The sequence below is a fragment of the Aurantimonas endophytica genome, assembly GCF_014196845.1.
In the GTDB taxonomy this organism is placed as follows: Bacteria; Pseudomonadota; Alphaproteobacteria; order Rhizobiales; family Rhizobiaceae; genus Aurantimonas; species Aurantimonas endophytica.
Map to the genome: position 1 here is coordinate 1 of NZ_JACIEM010000005.1, position 18777 is coordinate 18777.

General features: G+C 67.5%; 13 protein-coding genes, 1 tRNA gene and 1 riboswitch. Of the genes, 12 read left to right on the plus strand and 2 right to left on the minus strand.

Features of this window, described 5'->3' with window-relative positions; all coding sequences use genetic code 11:
• Window positions 1-452: 452 nt before the first annotated feature.
• Together GGR03_RS17580 and GGR03_RS17585 are read left to right on the plus strand one after the other, a co-directional pair.
• Window positions 453-2120, plus strand: coding sequence for a long-chain-fatty-acid--CoA ligase (locus GGR03_RS17580; protein ID WP_183210099.1), 1668 nt, complete (start codon window positions 453-455; stop codon window positions 2118-2120).
• Between the two features lie 213 nt (window positions 2121-2333).
• A tRNA-Met gene (locus GGR03_RS17585) sits at window positions 2334-2410 on the plus strand.
• Window positions 2411-2839: 429 nt separating this feature from the next.
• Here the strand turns inward: GGR03_RS17585 and GGR03_RS17590 are convergent.
• Window positions 2840-5530 carry a cation-transporting P-type ATPase gene (locus GGR03_RS17590; RefSeq protein ID WP_183210100.1) on the minus strand — a complete coding sequence of 897 codons (2691 nt, stop codon included), beginning with the start codon at window positions 5528-5530 and terminating at the stop codon, window positions 2840-2842.
• Window positions 5531-5829: 299 nt separating this feature from the next.
• On the opposite strand from GGR03_RS17590, the gene betC reads away from it, so the two are divergent.
• The 9 genes from betC to GGR03_RS17635 all read left to right on the plus strand — a co-directional run bounded on the left by betC (window position 5830) and on the right by GGR03_RS17635 (window position 16658).
• Complete coding sequence (gene betC / locus GGR03_RS17595) at window positions 5830-7344, plus strand: choline-sulfatase (RefSeq protein ID WP_183210101.1); 1515 nt, start codon at window positions 5830-5832, stop codon at window positions 7342-7344.
• Window positions 7345-7567: 223 nt separating this feature from the next.
• Window positions 7568-8872, plus strand: coding sequence for a sn-glycerol-3-phosphate ABC transporter substrate-binding protein UgpB (gene ugpB, locus GGR03_RS17600; RefSeq protein WP_183210102.1), 1305 nt, complete (start codon window positions 7568-7570; stop codon window positions 8870-8872).
• Between the two features lie 89 nt (window positions 8873-8961).
• A complete protein-coding gene (gene ugpA / locus GGR03_RS17605) occupies window positions 8962-9843 on the plus strand; it encodes a sn-glycerol-3-phosphate ABC transporter permease UgpA (RefSeq protein WP_183210596.1) in 882 nt (293 codons plus the stop codon).
• 18 nt (window positions 9844-9861) lie between these two features.
• Window positions 9862-10710: a sn-glycerol-3-phosphate ABC transporter permease UgpE gene (gene ugpE / locus GGR03_RS17610; protein ID WP_163045273.1), complete on the plus strand. Its 849-nt coding sequence runs from the start codon at window positions 9862-9864 to the stop codon at window positions 10708-10710.
• A 2-nt stretch (window positions 10711-10712) separates the two neighbouring features.
• Window positions 10713-11783: a sn-glycerol-3-phosphate ABC transporter ATP-binding protein UgpC gene (gene ugpC / locus GGR03_RS17615; protein WP_183210103.1), complete on the plus strand. Its 1071-nt coding sequence runs from the start codon at window positions 10713-10715 to the stop codon at window positions 11781-11783.
• Window positions 11784-11939: 156 nt separating this feature from the next.
• A riboswitch (glycine riboswitch) is annotated at window positions 11940-12028 on the plus strand.
• A gap of 148 nt (window positions 12029-12176) precedes the next feature.
• On the plus strand, window positions 12177-13475 hold the full coding sequence (locus tag GGR03_RS17620; RefSeq protein WP_183210104.1) for a D-amino acid dehydrogenase: 1299 nt from the start codon (window positions 12177-12179) through the stop codon (window positions 13473-13475).
• Between the two features lie 104 nt (window positions 13476-13579).
• Window positions 13580-14401: an N-acetylmuramidase domain-containing protein gene (locus GGR03_RS17625; RefSeq protein WP_183210105.1), complete on the plus strand. Its 822-nt coding sequence runs from the start codon at window positions 13580-13582 to the stop codon at window positions 14399-14401.
• Between the two features lie 46 nt (window positions 14402-14447).
• The gene (gene otsB / locus GGR03_RS17630; RefSeq protein ID WP_183210106.1) at window positions 14448-15173 is read left to right on the plus strand and encodes a trehalose-phosphatase; all 726 of its coding nucleotides are present in this window, start codon (window positions 14448-14450) and stop codon (window positions 15171-15173) included.
• A gap of 72 nt (window positions 15174-15245) precedes the next feature.
• The gene (locus GGR03_RS17635) at window positions 15246-16658 is read left to right on the plus strand and encodes an alpha,alpha-trehalose-phosphate synthase (UDP-forming) (protein ID WP_183210107.1); all 1413 of its coding nucleotides are present in this window, start codon (window positions 15246-15248) and stop codon (window positions 16656-16658) included.
• Here GGR03_RS17635 and GGR03_RS17640 read toward each other — a convergent pair.
• Entirely contained in the window at window positions 16633-17784 is a 1152-nt protein-coding gene (locus GGR03_RS17640; protein WP_183210108.1) for a YbfB/YjiJ family MFS transporter, read from the minus strand. The genes GGR03_RS17635 and GGR03_RS17640 overlap by 26 nt on opposite strands.
• Window positions 17785-17959: 175 nt before the next feature.
• Here GGR03_RS17640 and GGR03_RS17645 point away from each other — a divergent pair, with 175 nt between their 5' ends.
• Complete coding sequence (locus GGR03_RS17645) at window positions 17960-18760, plus strand: polyphosphate kinase 2 family protein (protein ID WP_183210109.1); 801 nt, start codon at window positions 17960-17962, stop codon at window positions 18758-18760.
• Window positions 18761-18777: the final 17 nt, after the last annotated feature.

Here is an 18777-nt window from a genome sequence, read left to right on the forward strand (position 1 = left end):
CCGAACTCGGCCGTGAAACGCCCCAGCGCCTATGATACTTCGTCTCAAGACGCGGGAAAGTCGGTCGCCGCCAGGTCTGCAAATCGCAAGCGTGAGAAACTTCACAAACACCCCATACACATCGCCATATCCCACCAACGCCCCCGTCCCAAAAACGGGGGCGTTCGTGCGTCCGGATTCGGGTCCGCGGTGGCAAGGCCGCCGCCAGGCCCGGGCTTGGCGATAACGTTCGACGTGGTGGAGTCTGCGACTCGCGCTGTTGTCCAGCGTGCCTCGGCAGTTCCGTCGGGAACCCACCGCCTGCGCCCCGTCGAACTACCGCTTCTCTCGCTCGAGGGGAGCCTGTCCGCTTCGGTCGAGGCCGGTTCCCGCATTGACGTAAACGGAAATCATTGTGGTTCGCTGCCGGCTTCGGCTATCCCTAGATCTGATAAAAAGGGAGGAAGAACCACATGGATAAACCCTGGCTGCAGCATTATCCGGCAGGCGTTCCGGCGGAGCTGCCGGCGTTTCCCTATCGCTCGCTGGCGGAACTGCTCGACGAGGCTTTTGCCAAGAACCGGGACAAGCCGGCATTCCACTTTCTCGGCGCCACCAAGAGTTTCGGCGAGATCGACGAGGCATCGCGAGCCTTTGCCGCCTATCTACAGTCGCTCGGGCTGAAAAAGGGCGACCGCGTCTCGCTGATGATGCCGAACGTCTTCCAGTACCCGGTCGCCGTGGCGGGTATCCTCAGGGCCGGCATGGTCGTCGTGAACACCAATCCGCTCTACACGCCCCGGGAGCTGGCGCACCAGCTGTCGGATTCGGGCGCGAAGGCGCTGGTGATCCTGGAGAACATGGCGAAGACCTTCCAGGCCTGCCGGAGCGAGACCCCGGTCGAGCACGTCGTCGTCGCTTCGATGGGCGACATGCTGCCGACGCTGAAGGGCCACATCGTCAACTTCGTTGTCCGCCGCCTCCGCAAGATGGTACCCGCCTACGACCTGCCGGGCGCCGTGACCTTCAAGCAGGCGATGGCCAAGGGCCGGGCCGGGATGTTCCGCTCCGAGCAGACCGAGCGAAGCGACGTCGCCGTGCTGCAATATACCGGCGGCACGACGGGTGTCGCCAAGGGCGCGACGCTCACCCACGGCAACATCATCGCCAATGTTCTGCAGTCGGAATTGTGGAACCAGCCGGCGCTGCGCGACATGAAGCCGGGGGAGCAGCAGCTGACGGTCTGCGCGCTGCCGCTCTACCACATCTTCGGCTTCACCGTGAACATGATGCTGTCGATGCGCAATGGCGGCTGCAACATACTGATCCCCAATCCGCGGGACATCAAGGCGACGTTGAAGGAGCTGAAGAAGCATCGCTTCCATTCCTTCCCGGCGGTCAACACGCTGTTCGGCGCGATCGCCCGTCATCCCGACGTGAAGGACATCGACTGGTCGAGCCTGAAACTCTCCGTGGGTGGCGGCATGGCCGTCCAGGCGGCGACGGCCGAGCTGTGGCGGCAGAAGACCGGCTGCTCGATCTGCGAGGGCTATGGCCTTTCGGAGACCTCCCCGTCGGCCAGCTGCAATCCGACCGACGCGACCGAGTTCTCCGGCACGATCGGCATGCCGCTCCCCTCCACCGAGTTTCGGATCATCGACGAAGCGGGGAAGGATCTGCCCGTCGGCGAACGCGGCGAGATCGCCATCAGGGGGCCGCAGGTCATGGTCGGTTACTGGAACAGGCCGGACGAGACGGCGCGGGTGATGACCGAGGACGGCTTCTTCCGCACCGGCGACATCGGCGTCATGGACGAGCGGGGCTATTTCAAGATCGTCGACCGCAAGAAGGACATGATCAACGTCTCCGGCTTCAACGTCTATCCGAACGAGATCGAGGAGGTGGCGACCCGCATGCCTGGAATCGCCGAAGCTGCGGCGATCGCCATGACGGACGACAATTCGGGCGAGGCGGTGAAGCTGTTTGTCGTCGCCACCGACCCGGCGATCACCGAGGAGGCGGTGAAGGCGTTCTGCCGGGACAACCTGACCGGCTACAAGCGGCCGCGCGAGGTGGTGTTCCGGGACGAACTGCCGAAGAGCGGGGTCGGCAAGGTGCTGCGGCGGGAGTTGCGCGACTGAGGCGCGAGGACCCCCGCAGCGTCGCGCCGACCGGGCGCTTCTCAGCCGAAGGGGGTTCTGCTAGCCTTGCGGGGCGCGATGACAGATCGGCTTGCACCTTTGCTGGCCGAGCGAGTGTTTTTGTTCCGGGTTTCCGGCAAAGCCCCTTTTCATTCATCGTGCTGTCGCATATATCCCTCTCACCGGCGGCGCATCGAGTCGCTTCGGTCATGGCGCGGGGTGGAGCAGCCCGGTAGCTCGTCAGGCTCATAACCTGAAGGTCACAGGTTCAAATCCTGTCCCCGCAACCAAAATCGCCCGTGAAGCCTCCGGCTTCGCGGGCGTTTTCGTTTGTGGCGCGGGTGGCGGGAAGGTGGTCGACCGGCGCGGCTCACCGTGCCGTGTTGTAAGAGTCGTGCTTCGATGCGAGTGCCGGCATTTTCGGCGCCGTCGTGGCGTTTTCGGCGGTTTGGCATGGGGACCCATGCCTCACGGCCAAAACGGGTCATTCGGCGGAGACTTCGTGCCCGCCCGGAGCCTTGGAGGCGCATTCGGCAGCTCCAGCGGCTTGCAGGGGTCTCCGGGTCAAGCCCAAGGATGACGGCCGAGAGGGTTGGCATCCCACGCCGCTGGCGGTGGCGTGAGCGCCCGTCCCACCGCTCCGCGAGGAACAGCGACAGCGGCCGCCGCCTCACCCCTTGCGGTTCTGCCAATTCATAAACGGAGCCCGAACCAGCCTTTCAGGCCCTGCCGGCCAGAAGCGCGAGGCGCAGCTGCTTTTCGACCTCGATGACGGCGAAGAACACGATCCCGATGCCGACGATCAGCATACCGTCCTGGACCGGCACGGCGACTGTGCCGAAGGCGGTCTGCATGACCGGCAGATAGGTGAAGGCGAACTGCGCGGCGGTGACGAGGAGCACCGTCGCCCAGACCATCTTCGTGCCGCGCACCGCTGCCCAGGTCAGCGAGGTGCCGTAGAGATTGCGGATGAAGAACAGGTGGAAGATCTCCAGCACGACGATCGTGTTCACCGCCATGGTGCGGGCCAGCGCTTCGGAATAGCCCTGGTCGACCGCATAGGCATAGATGCCGAGGACGCCGGCGAGGAACAGCAGCGCGACGAGGACGATGTGCCAGGTCAGCGCGGCGGAGAGCAGCGCCTGGCCGCGCGGCCGCGGCGGGCGGCGCATGGTGTTCTCCTCGGTCGGCTCGAAGGCGAGCGCGATGCCGAGCGTGATGCTGGTGACCAGATTGATCCAGAGGATCTGGATGGCGGTCACCGGCAGCGACATGCTGAAGAGCAGCGCGACGATGATCGTCAGCGCCTCGCCGGCATTGGTCGGCAGCGTCCAGCTGATCACCTTCTTTATGTTGTCATAGACCGTCCGCCCCTCGCGGACGGCGGCGACGATGGAGGCGAAATTGTCGTCGGCGAGTACCAGCCCGGCGGCTTCCTTGGCCGCCTCGCTGCCCTTGAGGCCCATGGCGATGCCGGCATCGGCGCGCTTCAGCGCCGGGGCGTCGTTGACGCCGTCGCCGGTCATGGCGACCGTGAGACCGCGCGACTGCAGCGCCGTCACCAGCCGCAATTTGTGTTCGGGGCTGGTCCTGGCGAAGATGTCGGTCTCGGCGACCGCATTGCCGAGAGCCGCATCGTCCATCATGTCGAGGTCAGTGCCGGTCAGCACGCTGTCCGGGTTCTCCAGCCCGATCTGCCGGCCGATGGCGGCCGCCGTGCCGGCATGGTCGCCGGTGATCATCTTCACGCGGATGCCCGCCTGCCGGCATTGCGCCACCGCCGCGATGGCTTCCGGCCGCGGCGGATCGATGAGGCCGACCAGTCCGACAAGGACAAGCTTTCCCTCCAGATCGGCGTGTTGCAGCGTCGCGTGCCCGTCCGCCATCGAGCGGGTGGCGATGGCGAGTACGCGCTGGCCTTTCGCGGCGATCGCCTCGGCCGCTTCGTTCCACGCGTGTTCGTCGAGCTTCTCGATGCTGTCGTCCGGCCCGCGCTGCCCGGCGCACATGGCGAGGATCCGCTCGGGCGCGCCTTTGACGCTGACGCGTGCGGCGCCGTTGCCGTCGCGATCGAGCGTTGCCATGTAGCGATGCCGCGCGTCGAAGGGGATCTCGTCGGCGCGGCGCCATTCGCCGCGGGGCGAGATACCGCCGATCTTGCGCGATAGCGCCAGGAGCGCGCCCTCCATCGGGTCGCCCTGGATCGTCCAGCTTCCGCCGTCATCGCGCAGGACCGCGTCGTTGCAGAGCGCGGCGGCGCGGGCGATCTCGCCCAGGGCTTCATGCGCGCCCGCATCGATGCCGGTTTCGCCGCGGCGGATGGCGCCTTCGGGAGCGTAGCCGGCGCCCTCGACCTCGAACCGGTCACCGGCGGTGACCACCGAGGCGACCATCATCTCGTTGCGGGTCAGCGTGCCGGTCTTGTCGGTGCAGATCACCGAGACAGCGCCCAGCGTCTCGATCGCCGGCAGCCGCCGGACGATCGCGTTCCGCCGTGCCATGGCCTGCACGCCGACCGCGAGCGTGATGGTGAGGACGGCGGGCAGCCCCTCCGGGATCGCGGCGACGGAGATCCCGACGACGATCATGAACATGTCGGCAAAGGCGAAATGCTCGAGGAAGTAGCCGAAGGCGAGGAGGATGGCGGCGATCAGCAGGATCAATACCGTCAGCCAGCGGGAGAAACGGTCCATCTGCTGGACGAGCGGCGTCGTCAGCGTCTCGACCGTGGACAGCATGCCGCTGATCCGGCCGATCTCGGTCGCGGCACCGGTCGCGATGACGACGCCGCGACCGGTGCCGGCGGCGACGAGCGTGCCGCTGAACGCCATCGCCGTGCGATCGCCCAGCGGGGCGTCGGTCGGGGCGGGGGCAGTATCCTTGTCCACCGGCACCGACTCGCCGGTGAGGATGGCCTCCTGGACGAGCAGACCCTTGGCCTCGATCAGCCGCAGGTCGGCGGGGACCTTCTCGCCCGCCTCCAGAAGCACGACGTCGCCGACGACGACTTCGGCGCTGTCGATGGTGCGCCGCTCGCCGTCCCGCAGCACCGACGTGTGCGGCGCGAGCATGTCGCGGATCGCCGCCATCGCCTGTTCGGCCCGGCCTTCCTGCACGAAGCCGATGACGGCATTGGCGATCACCACGACCAGAATGACGGCGGTGTCGACGAAGTGGCCCAGCACGGCGGTAACGATCGCGGCAGCGATCAGGACGTAGATCAGGACATTGTTGAAATGCCGCAGAAACCGCAGCACCGGGCTGCGCTTCGGGGCCGCGGGCAGGCGGTTCGGTCCGTCGCGCTGCAGGCGCCGTGCCGCTTCGTCCTGACTGAGGCCGGTCGCCGCCGTGTCGAAGGCGGCAAGCGTCGCCGTGGCTTCGAGCGCGTGGTGCGGAGTGGCGTCGTTCATGCAGTATCCTTCGAGCGTCCCGCCGTTTGCGGCCGGTGTGTCGCCGAGCGGTGGGCAATCGTGCGTGCTGCCCGAGCCGTCCCCACCTGTCGATCCGTGCGACCACTCTCGCGATATGGCCGCACGCGCATTGTCGCGGATCAATCTCTCCGTCGCATGACGGCAAATCCCCTCTGGCAGATGGCTCCGCGTGGAACGCTGTGTCGTGGGGCTCAAGCCCCCCGCGCAGCGGCGGGCGGCGGCTGGCTCCCGCGCCCCGTCCGCGCTATCCCTGCGGCGACAGCCACGCAGGGGAATTCATGAACCGTCCGAACATCCTGATCATCATGGTCGACCAGCTCAACGGCACGCTGTTTCCCGACGGGCCGGCGGATTTCCTGCACGCGCCGATCCTGAAGGCGCTGGCGGCGCGCTCGGTGCGGTTCCGCAACGCCTATACGCCGAGCCCGCTCTGCGCGCCGGCCAGAGCCGCCGTGATGTCCGGGCAGCTGCCGTCGCGCAACGGCGTCTACGACAATGCCGCGGAATTTCCCTCGGCCATACCGACCTATGCCCATCACCTGCGTCGCGCGGGCTATCACACCTGCCTGTCGGGCAAGATGCACTTCGTCGGCCCGGACCAGCTGCACGGTTTCGAGGAGCGCCTGACGACCGACGTCTATCCGGCCGATTTCGGCTGGACGCCGGACTACCGCAAGCCCGGCGAGCGGATCGACTGGTGGTACCATAATCTCGGCTCGGTGGCGGGGGCAGGGGTCGCCGAGATCACCAACCAGATGGAGTATGACGACGAGGTCGCCCATCACGCCGAGCGCAAGCTCTACGATCTGTCGCGGGGCGCCGACGACCGGCCCTGGGCACTGACCGTCTCCTTCACCCATCCGCACGACCCCTATGTCGCGCGGCGCCGCTTCTGGGACCTGTACGAGGATTGCGACGAGCTTCTGCCGGCGGTCGGGGAGATCCCTTACGAGCGGCAGGACCCCCACTCGCAGCGGCTCTACCGGGCGAACGATTCCACCAGCTTCCACGTCACCGAGAACGAGGTCCGCCGGGCCCGGCGCGGCTATTTCGCCAATATCTCCTATGTCGACGAGAAGATCGGCTCGATCCTCGACGTGCTCGCCCGCACGCGGATGGACGACAACACCATCGTCGCCTTCCTGTCGGACCACGGCGACATGCTCGGCGAGCGCGGCATGTGGTTCAAGATGAACTTCTTCGAGGGCTCGGCCCGCGTGCCGCTGATGCTCATGGCCCCCGGGCTCGATCCACGCAGCGTCGACGCGCCGGTTTCGACCATCGACCTGGCGTCGACGCTCTGCGATCTCGCCGGCATCGACCTCGGCGCGGTCGCGCCGTGGACCGACGGCCATTCGCTGCTGCCGGTGGCGCGCGGCGAAGCCTCGCCCGCGCCGGTCTACATGGAATACGCGGCGGAAGGCTCCGAGGCGCCGCTGGTGTCGATCCGGCGGGGACGCTTCAAGTTCAACCATTGCGAGCTCGACCCGCCGCAGCTCTTCGACCTCGCAGCCGATCCGCACGAGCTGGTCGATCTCGCCGACGACCCGGCCCATGCCGAGACGCTGGCGGGGTTCGAGGCCGAGATGCGGGCGCGCTGGGACATGGCGCGCTTCGACGCCGACGTGCGCGAGAGCCAGGCGCGGCGCTGGGTCGTCTACGAGGCGCTCCGCAACGGCGCCTATTACCCGTGGGACCATCAGCCGCTGCAGAAGGCGTCGGAGCGCTACATGCGCAACCACATGGATCTCAACACGCTGGAAGAATCGCAGCGCTTTCCGCGCGGCGAATAGGCGCTCCTGCCGACGCCTCGGCCTGGCGGTCCCACCCAACCGCCGTCAGCGAGCGCATGTCGTGCGCTTGCTGGCGAAAAAACGTGCGATTGGCGCCTTTTGAGGCTGTCATCCAAGCTTCATGATTGTGTCACGGACCGGTTTTGAAGCACTCTTACGAACGGCGGCTTGGACAAGCTCGGCAACAGGGCCCGAGAGTCGCTTCAACGGTGAGGAAACCAACATGACCCGCAAATTTCTCAGGGCCGCCGTCGCCCTCGGCGCGCTGATCGCCGGAGCCAGCCAGGCCTTCGCCGTCACCGAACTGCAGTGGTGGCATGCGATGTCCGGCGCCAACAACGAAGTCGTCGACACGCTGGCCAAGGAATTCAACGAGTCCCAGGATGCCTACGCGATCCAGCCGGTCTTCAAGGGCACCTATCCGGAGACGCTGAACGCCGGCATCGCCGCGTTCCGTGCCAGCCAGCCGCCGGCGATCATCCAGGTCTTCGACGTCGGCACCGGCGTGATGATGGGCGCCGAAGGCGCCGTGATGCCGGTGGCCGAGGTGCTCGAGGCCGGCGGCTACGAATTCGACAAGTCCAACTACCTGCCCGGCATCGTCGCCTATTACTCCAAGCCGGACGGCACCATGCTGTCCTTCCCGTACAACTCGTCCTCGCCGATCCTCTATTACAACAAGGACGTGTTCGAGAAGGCCGGGCTCGACGTCGAGAATCCGCCGAAGACCTGGCAGGAGGTCTTCGAGGCCGCCCGCAAGATCAAGGATTCCGGCGCCGCCGAGTGCGGCTACACATCCACCTGGCTGACCTGGATCCATCTCGAGAATTTCGCCGCCTGGAACAACGTGCCCTACGGCACGCAGGAGAACGGGCTCGCCGGAACCGACGTCGAGCTCGAGCTCGATGCGCCGATCTATGTCGAGCATTTTCAGGCGATCGCCGACCTCGCCAAGGACGGCGTGTTCCGCTACGGCGGCCGCACCTCGGAAGCCAAGCAGCTGTTCCTGTCGGGCGAATGCGGCATCCTGACCGAGTCCTCGGGCGGGCTCGGCGACGTGGTCAAGTCAGGCCTCAATTACGGCATCGGCCAGCTTCCCTACGACGCCAACGCCGAAGGCGCGCCGCAGAACACCATTCCCGGCGGCGCCAGCCTCTGGGTGTTCGGCGGCAAGTCCGACGACGAGGTCAAGGGCATCGCGGAGTTCTTCAATTTCCTCTCGCAGCCCGCCATCCAGGCGCGCCTGCACCAGGTGTCTGGCTATCTGCCGGTCACCATGGAAGCCTATGAGGAGACCAAGGCGTCGGGCTTCTACGACGAGAACCCCGGCCGCGAGACCCCGATCAGCCAGATGATGGGCAAGGAGCCGACCGAGAATTCCAAGGGCGTGCGCCTGCCGAACCTGCCGCAGATCCGCGACATCCAGAACGAGCAGTTCGAGGCGATGCTGGCCGGCGACATCGACGCCAAGACCGCGCTCGACCGCATCGTCGAGCTCGGCAACGAGGCGATCGCCGAGGCTCAGTAAGACTCACAGCGACCGTGCCGGGCGCCCATCGCCCGGCACTTCCCTTTCCGCCCGGGGCGATCAGCTCCGGGCCAGCATGAATGTCGCCGCTGGTGAAAGCCGTCTTCCCGAACAAATGGCTGCCCTATCTGCTGCTCGCGCCGCAGGTGGCGATCACGCTGGTGTTCTTCTACTGGCCGGCGAGCCAGGCGATCTACCAGTCGCTGCTCCGCCAGGACCCGTTCGGGCTGCGCACACGCTTCGTCGGCCTCGACAATTTCCAGGCGGTGCTGTCCGACCCCGCCTATCTCAATGCCATCAAGGTGACGGCGGTCTTCTCGATCTCGACGGCCGTCCTCGCCATGACGCTGGCGCTGCTCCTGGCGACGTCGGTGGAGAAGGTGCTGCGCGGCAAGGCGTTCTACCGCACGCTGCTGATCTGGCCCTATGCGGTGGCGCCGGCCGTTGCCGGCATGCTCTGGCTGTTCATGTTCAACCCGGCGATGGGCACGTTCGCCTACATGCTTCGCCGCAACGGCTACGACTGGGATCCGCTGCTCAACGGCGACCAGGCGATGGTGCTGGTGGTGGTCGCCGCTGCGTGGAAGCAGATCAGCTACAATTTCCTGTTCTTCGTCGCGGCGCTGCAGTCGATCCCGAAATCGCTGATCGAGGCGGCGGCGATCGACGGCGCCGGCTCGACCAAGCGCTTCTGGACGATCGTCTTCCCGCTGATCGCGCCGACGACCTTCTTCCTGCTGGTGGTCAACACGGTCTACGCGTTCTTCGACACGTTCGGCATCATCGACTCGGTGACCGGGGGCGGGCCGGCGCGGGCGACCGAGACGCTGGTCTACAAGGTCTATAACGACGGCTTCGTGAACCTCAATCTCGGCAGTTCGGCGGCGCAGTCGGTGATCCTGATGGCGATCGTCATCTGCCTGACGGCGGTGCAGTTCCGCTATGTGGAGAAGAAGGTGCACTATGGCTGATGCCCTGACGAGGCTCGCATGATCGAGCGCGGCGGCATCGGCCGTCCCATAGCGCATCTGGTGCTGATCCTGGGCGTCCTGATCGTGGCGTTCCCGATCTACTACACCTTCGTCGCCTCGACGCAGACGCTGCAGACCATCCTGCGGCCGCCGCTGCCTTTGGTGCCGGGCGGCGAGTTCGTCGACAATTACAGCCAGGCGCTGTTCGGCGGCGTCGGCCGGATCGGCGGCGTCGGCGTCGGCACGCTCCTGTTCAACACGACGGTGATGGCGCTCGGCATCGCCATCGGCAAGATCGTGATCTCGATCCTGTCGGCCTTCGCCATCGTGTTCTTCCGCTTCCCGTTCCGCATGGCGTTCTTCTGGCTGATCTTCATCACGCTGATGCTGCCCGTCGAGGTGCGCATCCTGCCGACCTACAAGGTGATGGTCGACCTCGGCATGATCGACACCTATGCGGGGCTGATCCTGCCGCTGGTCGCCTCGGCGACCGCGACGCTCCTGTTCCGGCAATTCTTCATGACGATCCCGCCGGAACTGGTGGAGGCGGCGCGGATCGACGCGGCCGGCCCGATGCGGTTCTTCCGGGACATCCTCATCCCGCTGTCGAAGACCAATATCGCGGCGCTTTTCGTCATCCTCTTCATCTACGGCTGGACGCAGTATCTGTGGCCGCTGCTCGTCACCAACGACAACCAGATGAACACCATCGTCATCGCGCTGAAGAAGATGGTGTCCTTTGCCGACGCGGATACGCCGTGGCCGCAGGTGATGGTCACCGCGATCCTCGCCATCGCACCGCCGGTCCTGGTGGTCGTCTTGATGCAGCGCTGGTTCGTGCGCGGCCTCGTCGAATCGGAGAAATAGGCTTGGCTCGCATCGAACTCACCGACATCCGCAAGGTCTATGCCGGCGGCGTCGAAGCGGTGAAGGGCGTTTCGCTCAGCATCGACGACGGCGAATTCGTCGTGCTGGTCGGGCCGTCCGGCTGCGGCAAGTCGACCCTCCTTCGCATGGTCGCGGGGCTGGAATCGATCACCTCCGGCACGGTCCGGATCGGCGAGCGCGTGGTCAACGAGCTGGAGCCGGCCGAGCGCGACATCGCCATGGTGTTCCAGAACTACGCGCTCTATCCGCATATGAGCGTGCGGCAGAACCTCGAATACGGGCTGAAGAACCGCAAGATGGCGATGCCGGAGATCGCCCGGCGGGTCGACGAGGCGGCGGGGATCCTCGAGATCGCGCCGCTGCTCGACCGCAAGCCCGGCCAGCTTTCCGGCGGCCAGCGCCAGCGCGTGGCGATGGGTAGAGCCATCGTCCGCGAGCCGGCGGCCTTCCTGTTCGACGAGCCGCTGTCCAATCTCGACGCCAAGCTGCGCGTGCAGATGCGCGCCGAGATAAGGCGGCTGCAGCGGCGGCTGGCGACGACCAGCCTCTACGTCACCCACGACCAGCTCGAGGCGATGACGCTCGCCGACCAGCTGGTGGTGATGAATGGCGGGCGGATCGAGCAGGCCGGCCGGCCGATGGATCTCTATGAGCGGCCGGCCAGCCTGTTCGTCGCGACCTTCATCGGCTCCCCGGCGATGAACCTCGTGCCGCTCGATTCGACGGGCGGCGCCGGCGAGGGACTGGCGGGGCTCGACGGGCTGCCGGGCGCCGCTTCGGAAGGTGTCGTCCTGGGCATCCGGCCCGAACACATGCGGCTGGTCGAGGCGGGGCGCGAGCCCGGCGAGTTCGTCGCCGACCTGACGGTCACCGGCGTCGAAGTGGTCGGCGCCGAGAGCTATGTCTTCGGGGCTCTCGCCGAGAAGGGGCCGGAGATTGCCGTGCGGGTGCCGGGCTACAGCCATCTGGAGCCGGGGACGAAGGTCCGGGCCGCCGGGCGGCTCGATGCGGTGCACCGGTTCGACAGCGCGAGCGGCCGCCGGCTGGACTGATACGGCGAAGCCGGTCGCTTCCGACCCGCAGACGACGAGGCAGGACCGGCCCTGTTGAAGATGCATGTTTGCCCTCGTCAATCTGCATGGGTGCAATGCCAAAGGCATGTGTGCCGCGTCTTGCGGCAGTGCACATAAGCGCCTACAACCAAGGCATAGACGCATGCGGGAGAGACTGGCCGAAAGGCCGGCGCCGAAGGAGCAACCGCCCCGGAAACTCTCAGGCAAAAGGACCGCTGCGTCGGCGCGAATTCCGAAGAGCGACGTTCCGAAAGGAACGTCCGCCGAAGGAGAAAGCGGTGCGTGGAATTCTCCCCGCCCCGTGAAACTCTCAGGCTCATGACGGGAGGGGCATGAACGACATTCCCGCCGCGGCGGGATGAGAGGATCGTCATGACTTCCATCGCCGTCATCGGCGCCGGCATCACCGGTATCACCACCGCCTACCAGCTTCTCCTGCGCGGCTTCGACGTCACGGTCTTCGACCGCAATGCCTATGCCGCCATGGAAACCTCCTTCGCCAATGGCGGCCAGCTTTCGGCCTCGAACGCCGAAGTTTGGAACCAGCCGAGCACCTTCCTGAAGGGGCTTAAATGGATGCTGCGCAAGGATGCGCCGCTGCTCGTCCATCCGGCGCCCTCCTGGCACAAGATCAGCTGGATGCTCGAATTCGTGCTGGCCGCGCGCAGCTACGAGGCGAACACGATCGCCACGACGCGGCTCGCCATCGAGGCGCGGCGGCATCTGCTGGAGATGGCCGATCGCGAGGGATTCGACTTCGATCTCGAGAAGCGCGGCATCCTGCACGTCTACGAGACGCAGGCCGAATTCGAGCATGCGGCCAGGGTCAACCGGCTGCTGGAAAAGGGCGGGCTCGACCGCCGGTCGGTGACGCCGACGGAGATCGCCGCCATCGAGCCGGCCATCCGCGGCAAGTTCATCGGCGGGTTCTTCACCGAATCCGACTTCACCGGCGACATCCACAAATTCACCCGGCGCCTTGCCGAAGCCTGCAGCCGTAAGGGTGCGAGCCTGCAGTTCAACGCCGACGTGCGCTCGGTGGCGACGCGCGCCAGCGGCGGCGTCGACGTCGCGTGGCGGGACGGGGCGGTGCCGGCCAAGGAGCCGCGCCGCGATCATTTCGATGGCATCGTCGTCTGTGCAGGCGTCGGCAGCCGCCGCTTTGCCGCCCAGCTCGGCGATCGGGTGAACATCTACCCGGTGAAGGGCTACTCCGTGACGGTCGAACTCGCCGACGCGGCGAGCCGCGAGGCCGCGCCCTGGGTCAGCCTGCTCGACGAACACGCCAAGATCGTCACCAGCCGCCTTGGCGCCAACCGGCTGCGCATCGCCGGCACGGCGGAGTTCGCCGGCGAGGATCGCGACATCAGGGCTTCGCGCATCCGCCCGCTGGTCGAGTGGAGCCGCAGCCGCTTCCCGGGCGTCTCGACCGATTCCGTCGTGCCCTGGGCGGGTCTCCGGCCGATGATGCCCGACATGCTGCCGCGGGTTGCACCCGGCAAGCGGCCGGGCGTCTTCTATAACACCGGCCACGGCCATCTCGGCTGGACGCTTGCCGCGGCGACGGCGGACATGATCGCCGACGAGGTCGCCGGCAGCTTTGCCGGCACGCGCGTCACCGGCCACGCGCCGGCGCACGCTTCCGCCGCGCTCGCTTCCAACGCCGCCTGATCTCCTGCACGCCGCCCCGAGGCGGGGCGGCGTGCAGGAAACTTCTCCCCGTCCGCATGACCGCTGCGACACTGGACCCGTCACGGTTTGGACGGGAGCGGAGCATGGCGGTGGACAGGATGGTTGTCGCGGCAGCGCGCAGAGCAGGAGAGGCGGCCGGCGTCGATCCGGCGGTGCTCTTGGCGGTGGCGCTGGTCGAGACGCGCGGCGTCGCGCTGGCGGTGTTCGACGGCCGGGCGGAGCCGCTGATCCGTTTCGAGGGTCACTATTTCGACCGGCTGCTTGCCGGGCCGGCGCGCCAGCGCGCACGGGCCGAGGGCCTCGCGCATCCCCGTGCCGGGGCGGTGGCCAACCCAGGCGCCCAGTCGGCGCGCTGGCGGTTGTTCGAGCGGGCAGCGGTAATCGATGCGGCGGCGGCGATCGCCTCGACGTCGTGGGGACTCTGCCAGGTCATGGGCGCGCACTGGCAGGCGCTCGGCTATGGCCGCGCGGAGGAATTCCGGCACACGGCCCGCCTATCGGCCGACGGTCAGTTCGCGATCGGCGCGCGTTTCCTGAAGCTGGGTCATCTCCACCGGCGGCTGGCGGATGGCGACCATGCCGGTTTCGCGCGGCGCTATAACGGCCCCGCCTACAAGCGCAACCGCTATGACGAGAAGATCGCCGCCGCCTGGCGCGAGGCGGGCCGGTTGCTTGCCGCGCCTGCGGAGGAGCCGACGCTGGCCCGCGGTGCGCGCGGCGAAGCCGTCAAGCTGCTGCAGGCCGGCCTGCGACAGCACGGCCACGCCATCAGCGTCGACGGCGTGTTCGGAGCGCTCACGGAAGCGGCGCTCCGGGCCTTCCAGCATTCGGTTTCGCTGGCCGGAACCGGCATCGCCGATGCTGCGACCCTGGAGAAATTGGCCCGGCCGCCGTTCGCCCGCTGAACAATTTCTGGCTGCGGCAGGCCCTCCGCCTGTGTTAGGTCGGGTCATGTCGCAGCCGCCTCTCATCGATTCCCGCCGCCACGCCGTCTTCCTCGATTTCGACGGCACGCTCGTCGACCTCGTCGACGATCCGGCTGCGGTGGCGATCGCGCCCGAGGCGCTGGCGCGGCTCGAGGCGCTGCGCGCAGAGCTCTCCGGGGCATTGGCAATCGTCAGCGGCCGGCGGATCGCCGATCTCGATCGCTTCCTGTCGCCACTGCGTTTTGCCGCGGCGGGCGTGCACGGGCTGGAGCGCCGGCTTCGCCCGGACGGAGCGGTCGAACGGCTGGCCGGGCCGGAAACGCTCGAGGCCATCCGCGACGCTCTCGCCCCGACGCTGCTTGCGGAAAGCCGGCTGACGCTCGAAGACAAGGGCACGGCGCTGGTCCTGCACTACCGGACCGCGCCGGATCTCAAGGATCAGGCGGAGCAGGCGATGGCCATGGCGACGCGAGGGCGCGACGACCTGGTCGTCATGCTCGGCGACAACATCGTCGAGGTGCATCCGGCCGGCATGGACAAGGGCGTCGCCGTCGCCGACATGCTTCGGCAGCCGCCTTTCGCCGGGCGCGTTCCCGTGTATGTCGGAGACGACACGACCGACGAGTTCGCCCTCCGGCATGTGCGGGACAATGGCGGGGTCGCGATCAAGGTCGGGACGAAGGAGAGTGTCGCGGACCATCGCCTCGCCGATGTCGGCGCAGTGCATCACTGGCTGGGCGCCGCGACGTGAGCGACGGCTGTTGCCGGATGGGACAAGGCGGATCCGGCGAGTGCCGGGCCGAGGGAGGCGGGAAGGGAACGAATGGCTGACCGACAGCGACGACTGGTGGTGGTCTCCAACCGTGTGGGACCGCTCAACGACGAGGGCAAGGCCGGCGGTCTCGCCGTGGGCCTCTCCGACGCGCTGAAGCGCCGGGGCGGCCTTTGGTTCGGCTGGAGCGGGGACATCTCCGAGGAAGGCACGTTCAGCGCCGAGCACACCGAGGTTCAGGACGACGTGGCGATGACCACGATCGACATGAACCAGGAGGACATCGACGGATTCTATTACGGCTACGCCAACCGCTCGCTCTGGCCGCTGCTGCATTACCGGCTGGACCTGGCGCATTTCGACCGGCAGTCGGACCGGGTCTATCGCTCGGTCAACCAGCGCTTCGCCGCGCGCCTCGCGCCGCTGCTTGCCGAGGACGACCTCGTCTGGGTCCACGACTACCATTTCTTCTATCTCGGCTCGGAGCTGCGGCAGTGCGGCTTCAAGGGCCGGCTCGGCTTCTTCCTGCACATCCCGTTCTGCCCGCCCGAGATCTTCACCGCGCTGCCGGCCAGCCACGACATCGTGCGCGCCATGCTCGCCTATGACGTGGTGGGCTTCCAGACGGAGACCGACCGGCGCAATTTCGTGGCCTTCTGCATCCGCGAGCTGGGCGGCGAGAAGCTGGACGGGCGCCGGGTCCGGGTCGGCGACCGGACCGTGATGGCCCAGACGTTTCCGATCGGGATCGATGCCCACGGCTATTCGCGCTTCGCCACATCGCCGGAAGCCGGCGAACACGAGGAGATGCTGCGCGATCTCGCCGGCGATCGGCTGCAGATCGTCGGCGTCGACCGCATGGATTATTCCAAGGGCCTGGTGGAGCGGTTCCGCGGCTTCGAACGACTGCTCGAGGACTATCCGGAGAATCGCGGCAAGGTGCAGTTCCTGCAGGTGGCGCCGCTGTCGCGCTCCGAACTCGGCGCCTATGTCGATCTGCGGCGGGAGCTGGAAGAACTCGCCGGGCATATCAACGGGCGTTTCGCGACGCTCGACTGGACGCCGATCCAGATCATGACGCGCGGCTTCACCCGCCGCGCGCTGGCCGGCATCTATCGGGCTGCGCGGGTCTGCCTGGTGACGCCGCTCCGCGACGGGATGAACCTTGTCGCCAAGGAGTTCGTCGCCGCGCAGGATGCCAGCGATCCCGGGGTACTCGTACTGTCGCGCTTCGCTGGCGCGCGGGCCGAGCTGTCCGATGCGCTGATCGTCAATCCCTATTCGACCGACGACATAGCCCGCGCCCTGCAACGGGCGCTGACGATGTCCTTCGACGAGCGCAGCCATCGCTGGGAGCGGATGCGCGAGGCGGTGTTCGCCGGCACGGCGGCGCACTGGTGCGACGAATTCCTGGCGTCGCTGGAAAGCTTCGACCCGGTCACGCCGGAGACGGACGCAGCCTGACGGCCACGAGCAGCGCGACGAGACCGAGGCCCAGCACCGAAGCGGAAGCGGCGAGCGCGACATTGTAGTCGGCATCACCGGCAACGAGGAAGCCGGCCACCAGCGGCCCGAGCATCTGGCCGAGGCCGAAGCCGGCGGTGAGCACGGCAAAGCCGCGGCCGCCGAGGCCGTGGCGGCCGAGCGGCATGGTCAGCACCGTGATCGCCATGAAGGTACCGCCGAACAGCAGCGCGGCGAGCAAAGCGGCGGGAGCGGAGCCGCTCAGCACCGGCAGCATGACGCCGAGGATCTGCGCCACGTAGGCGCAGGCGAGGGCCGCCGCGAAGCCGATGCGCTCGGCGATCCTCGACCAGACCAGGCAACTCGGCAGTCCCGCGAGGCCGGCCATGATCCACACCCAGTCGCCCATGTCCTCGAGGCCCGGCCGGCTCTTGACGATCGCCACGATGAAGGTGGCGAAGACCGAGTAGCCGAGGCCCTCGCAGGTGTAGTTGACGAGCAGCGGCCAGAACGGCAGCGGTCGCGGCACGCGCCGGCGCGGATCGGGCGCGCGGCTCAGCGCCGGCAACTGGCGGTCCCGCACTTCGGCGATGATCACCGGCACCAGCGGCAGGCAGGCGAGGCCGGCAGCGATCCAGAGACCCGATGCGTCGAGGGCAGGCGAGGCGGTGTGGACCAGCAGGCCCGACACCGCGATCCCGGTCCCGACGCCGCCGAACACCCAGCCGAGCCTGGCTTCGGCACCGATGCGGGCCAGCGCCTCGGCAATCATGCCGGCGGCGGCGATCATCGCGAAGGCGCTCGCAAGGCCGGAGATGCCGCGCAGAACCAGCCAGGCGGGCAGATCGTCGGTGAGGCCCATGCCGATCGTCGTCGTGACGCTGGCGACGAGGCCGAGCTGCAGCGCCCGGCGGCGGGCCGGCCCGGCGGGCACGAAGGAGGCGAGGATGGAGCCCGCAAGGTAGCCGGCGAAGTTGGCCGCAGCGATGATCCCGGCGATGTCCGGCCCGAACCCGTAGTCGCGCTGCATCAGCGGCAGAAGCGGCGTGTAGAGAAACCGCCCCACCCCCATCACGACCGCGAGGGTGAGGAAGCCGCCGAGGAGCAGACGGTTGGCAGGGTTCATCGGGCGGGATCCGGTAGGGCGGCGGCCCGGAGCAGGACAGTGTCGGGTCGGCAGGAACGAGACGGCGCGCCGACGATATAGCCCGTACTGCGCGGCCGTCCAAACGTGTCGGGCCGCGGGATCGCTCGCGTGCCCGCCAGCGCTATGTAGCGGCCTCGAGCAGAAGGATGATGGAATGTCCGAGAAGAAGACGGCCGTGCGCCTCGCCGATCTCGATCTGACGACGCGGCTCGACGAGCAGGATTACGAGGCGCGGCTAGGCGATGCGCAGACCTGCTTCCAGCAGATCCAGCAGGCCTATCTCAAGACGGGCGACGAAGCGGTCGTCGTGTTCGAGGGGTGGGACGCCGCCGGGAAGGGCGGCGCCATCCGCCGCATGGCGAGCGTCATGGACCCGCGCGGCTTCCGCGTCTGGCCGATCGGCGCGCCGAAGGGACGCGACGCCGAGCGCCACTACATGGCGCGGTTCTGGGACCGGCTGCCCGCCAAGGGCGAGATCGGCGTGTTCGACCGGTCCTGGTACGGCCGCGTCCTGGTCGAGCGGGTCGAGGGTTTCGCCGCCGAGCCGGAATGGGAGCGGGCCTATGAGGAGATCAACGCCTTCGAGAAGCAGCTGGTCGATGCCGGAACCCGGATCGCCAAGGTGTTTCTCTATATCGACCGGGCGGAGCAGCTGAAGCGCTTCGAGAAGCGGCTGCACGATCCGCTGAAGCGCTGGAAGCTCTCCTTCGAGGATTTCCGCAATCGCGACAAATGGGACGATTACGAGCGCGCCGCCGACGAGATGCTGGCGCGCACGGATACCGCGTGGGCGCCCTGGCACGTCATTCCGGCGAACCACAAGAAATACGCCCGGGTGGCGGCGCTGGAAGGGGTGGCGTCACGGCTGGCGGCCGGGGTGGACCTGTCGCCGCCGCCGCTCGACCCCGAGCTCGAGGCGCGCTTCCGCAAGGAGGTCAAGGAGGCGAAGGGCTGACGAGGTGAGCCCCACGC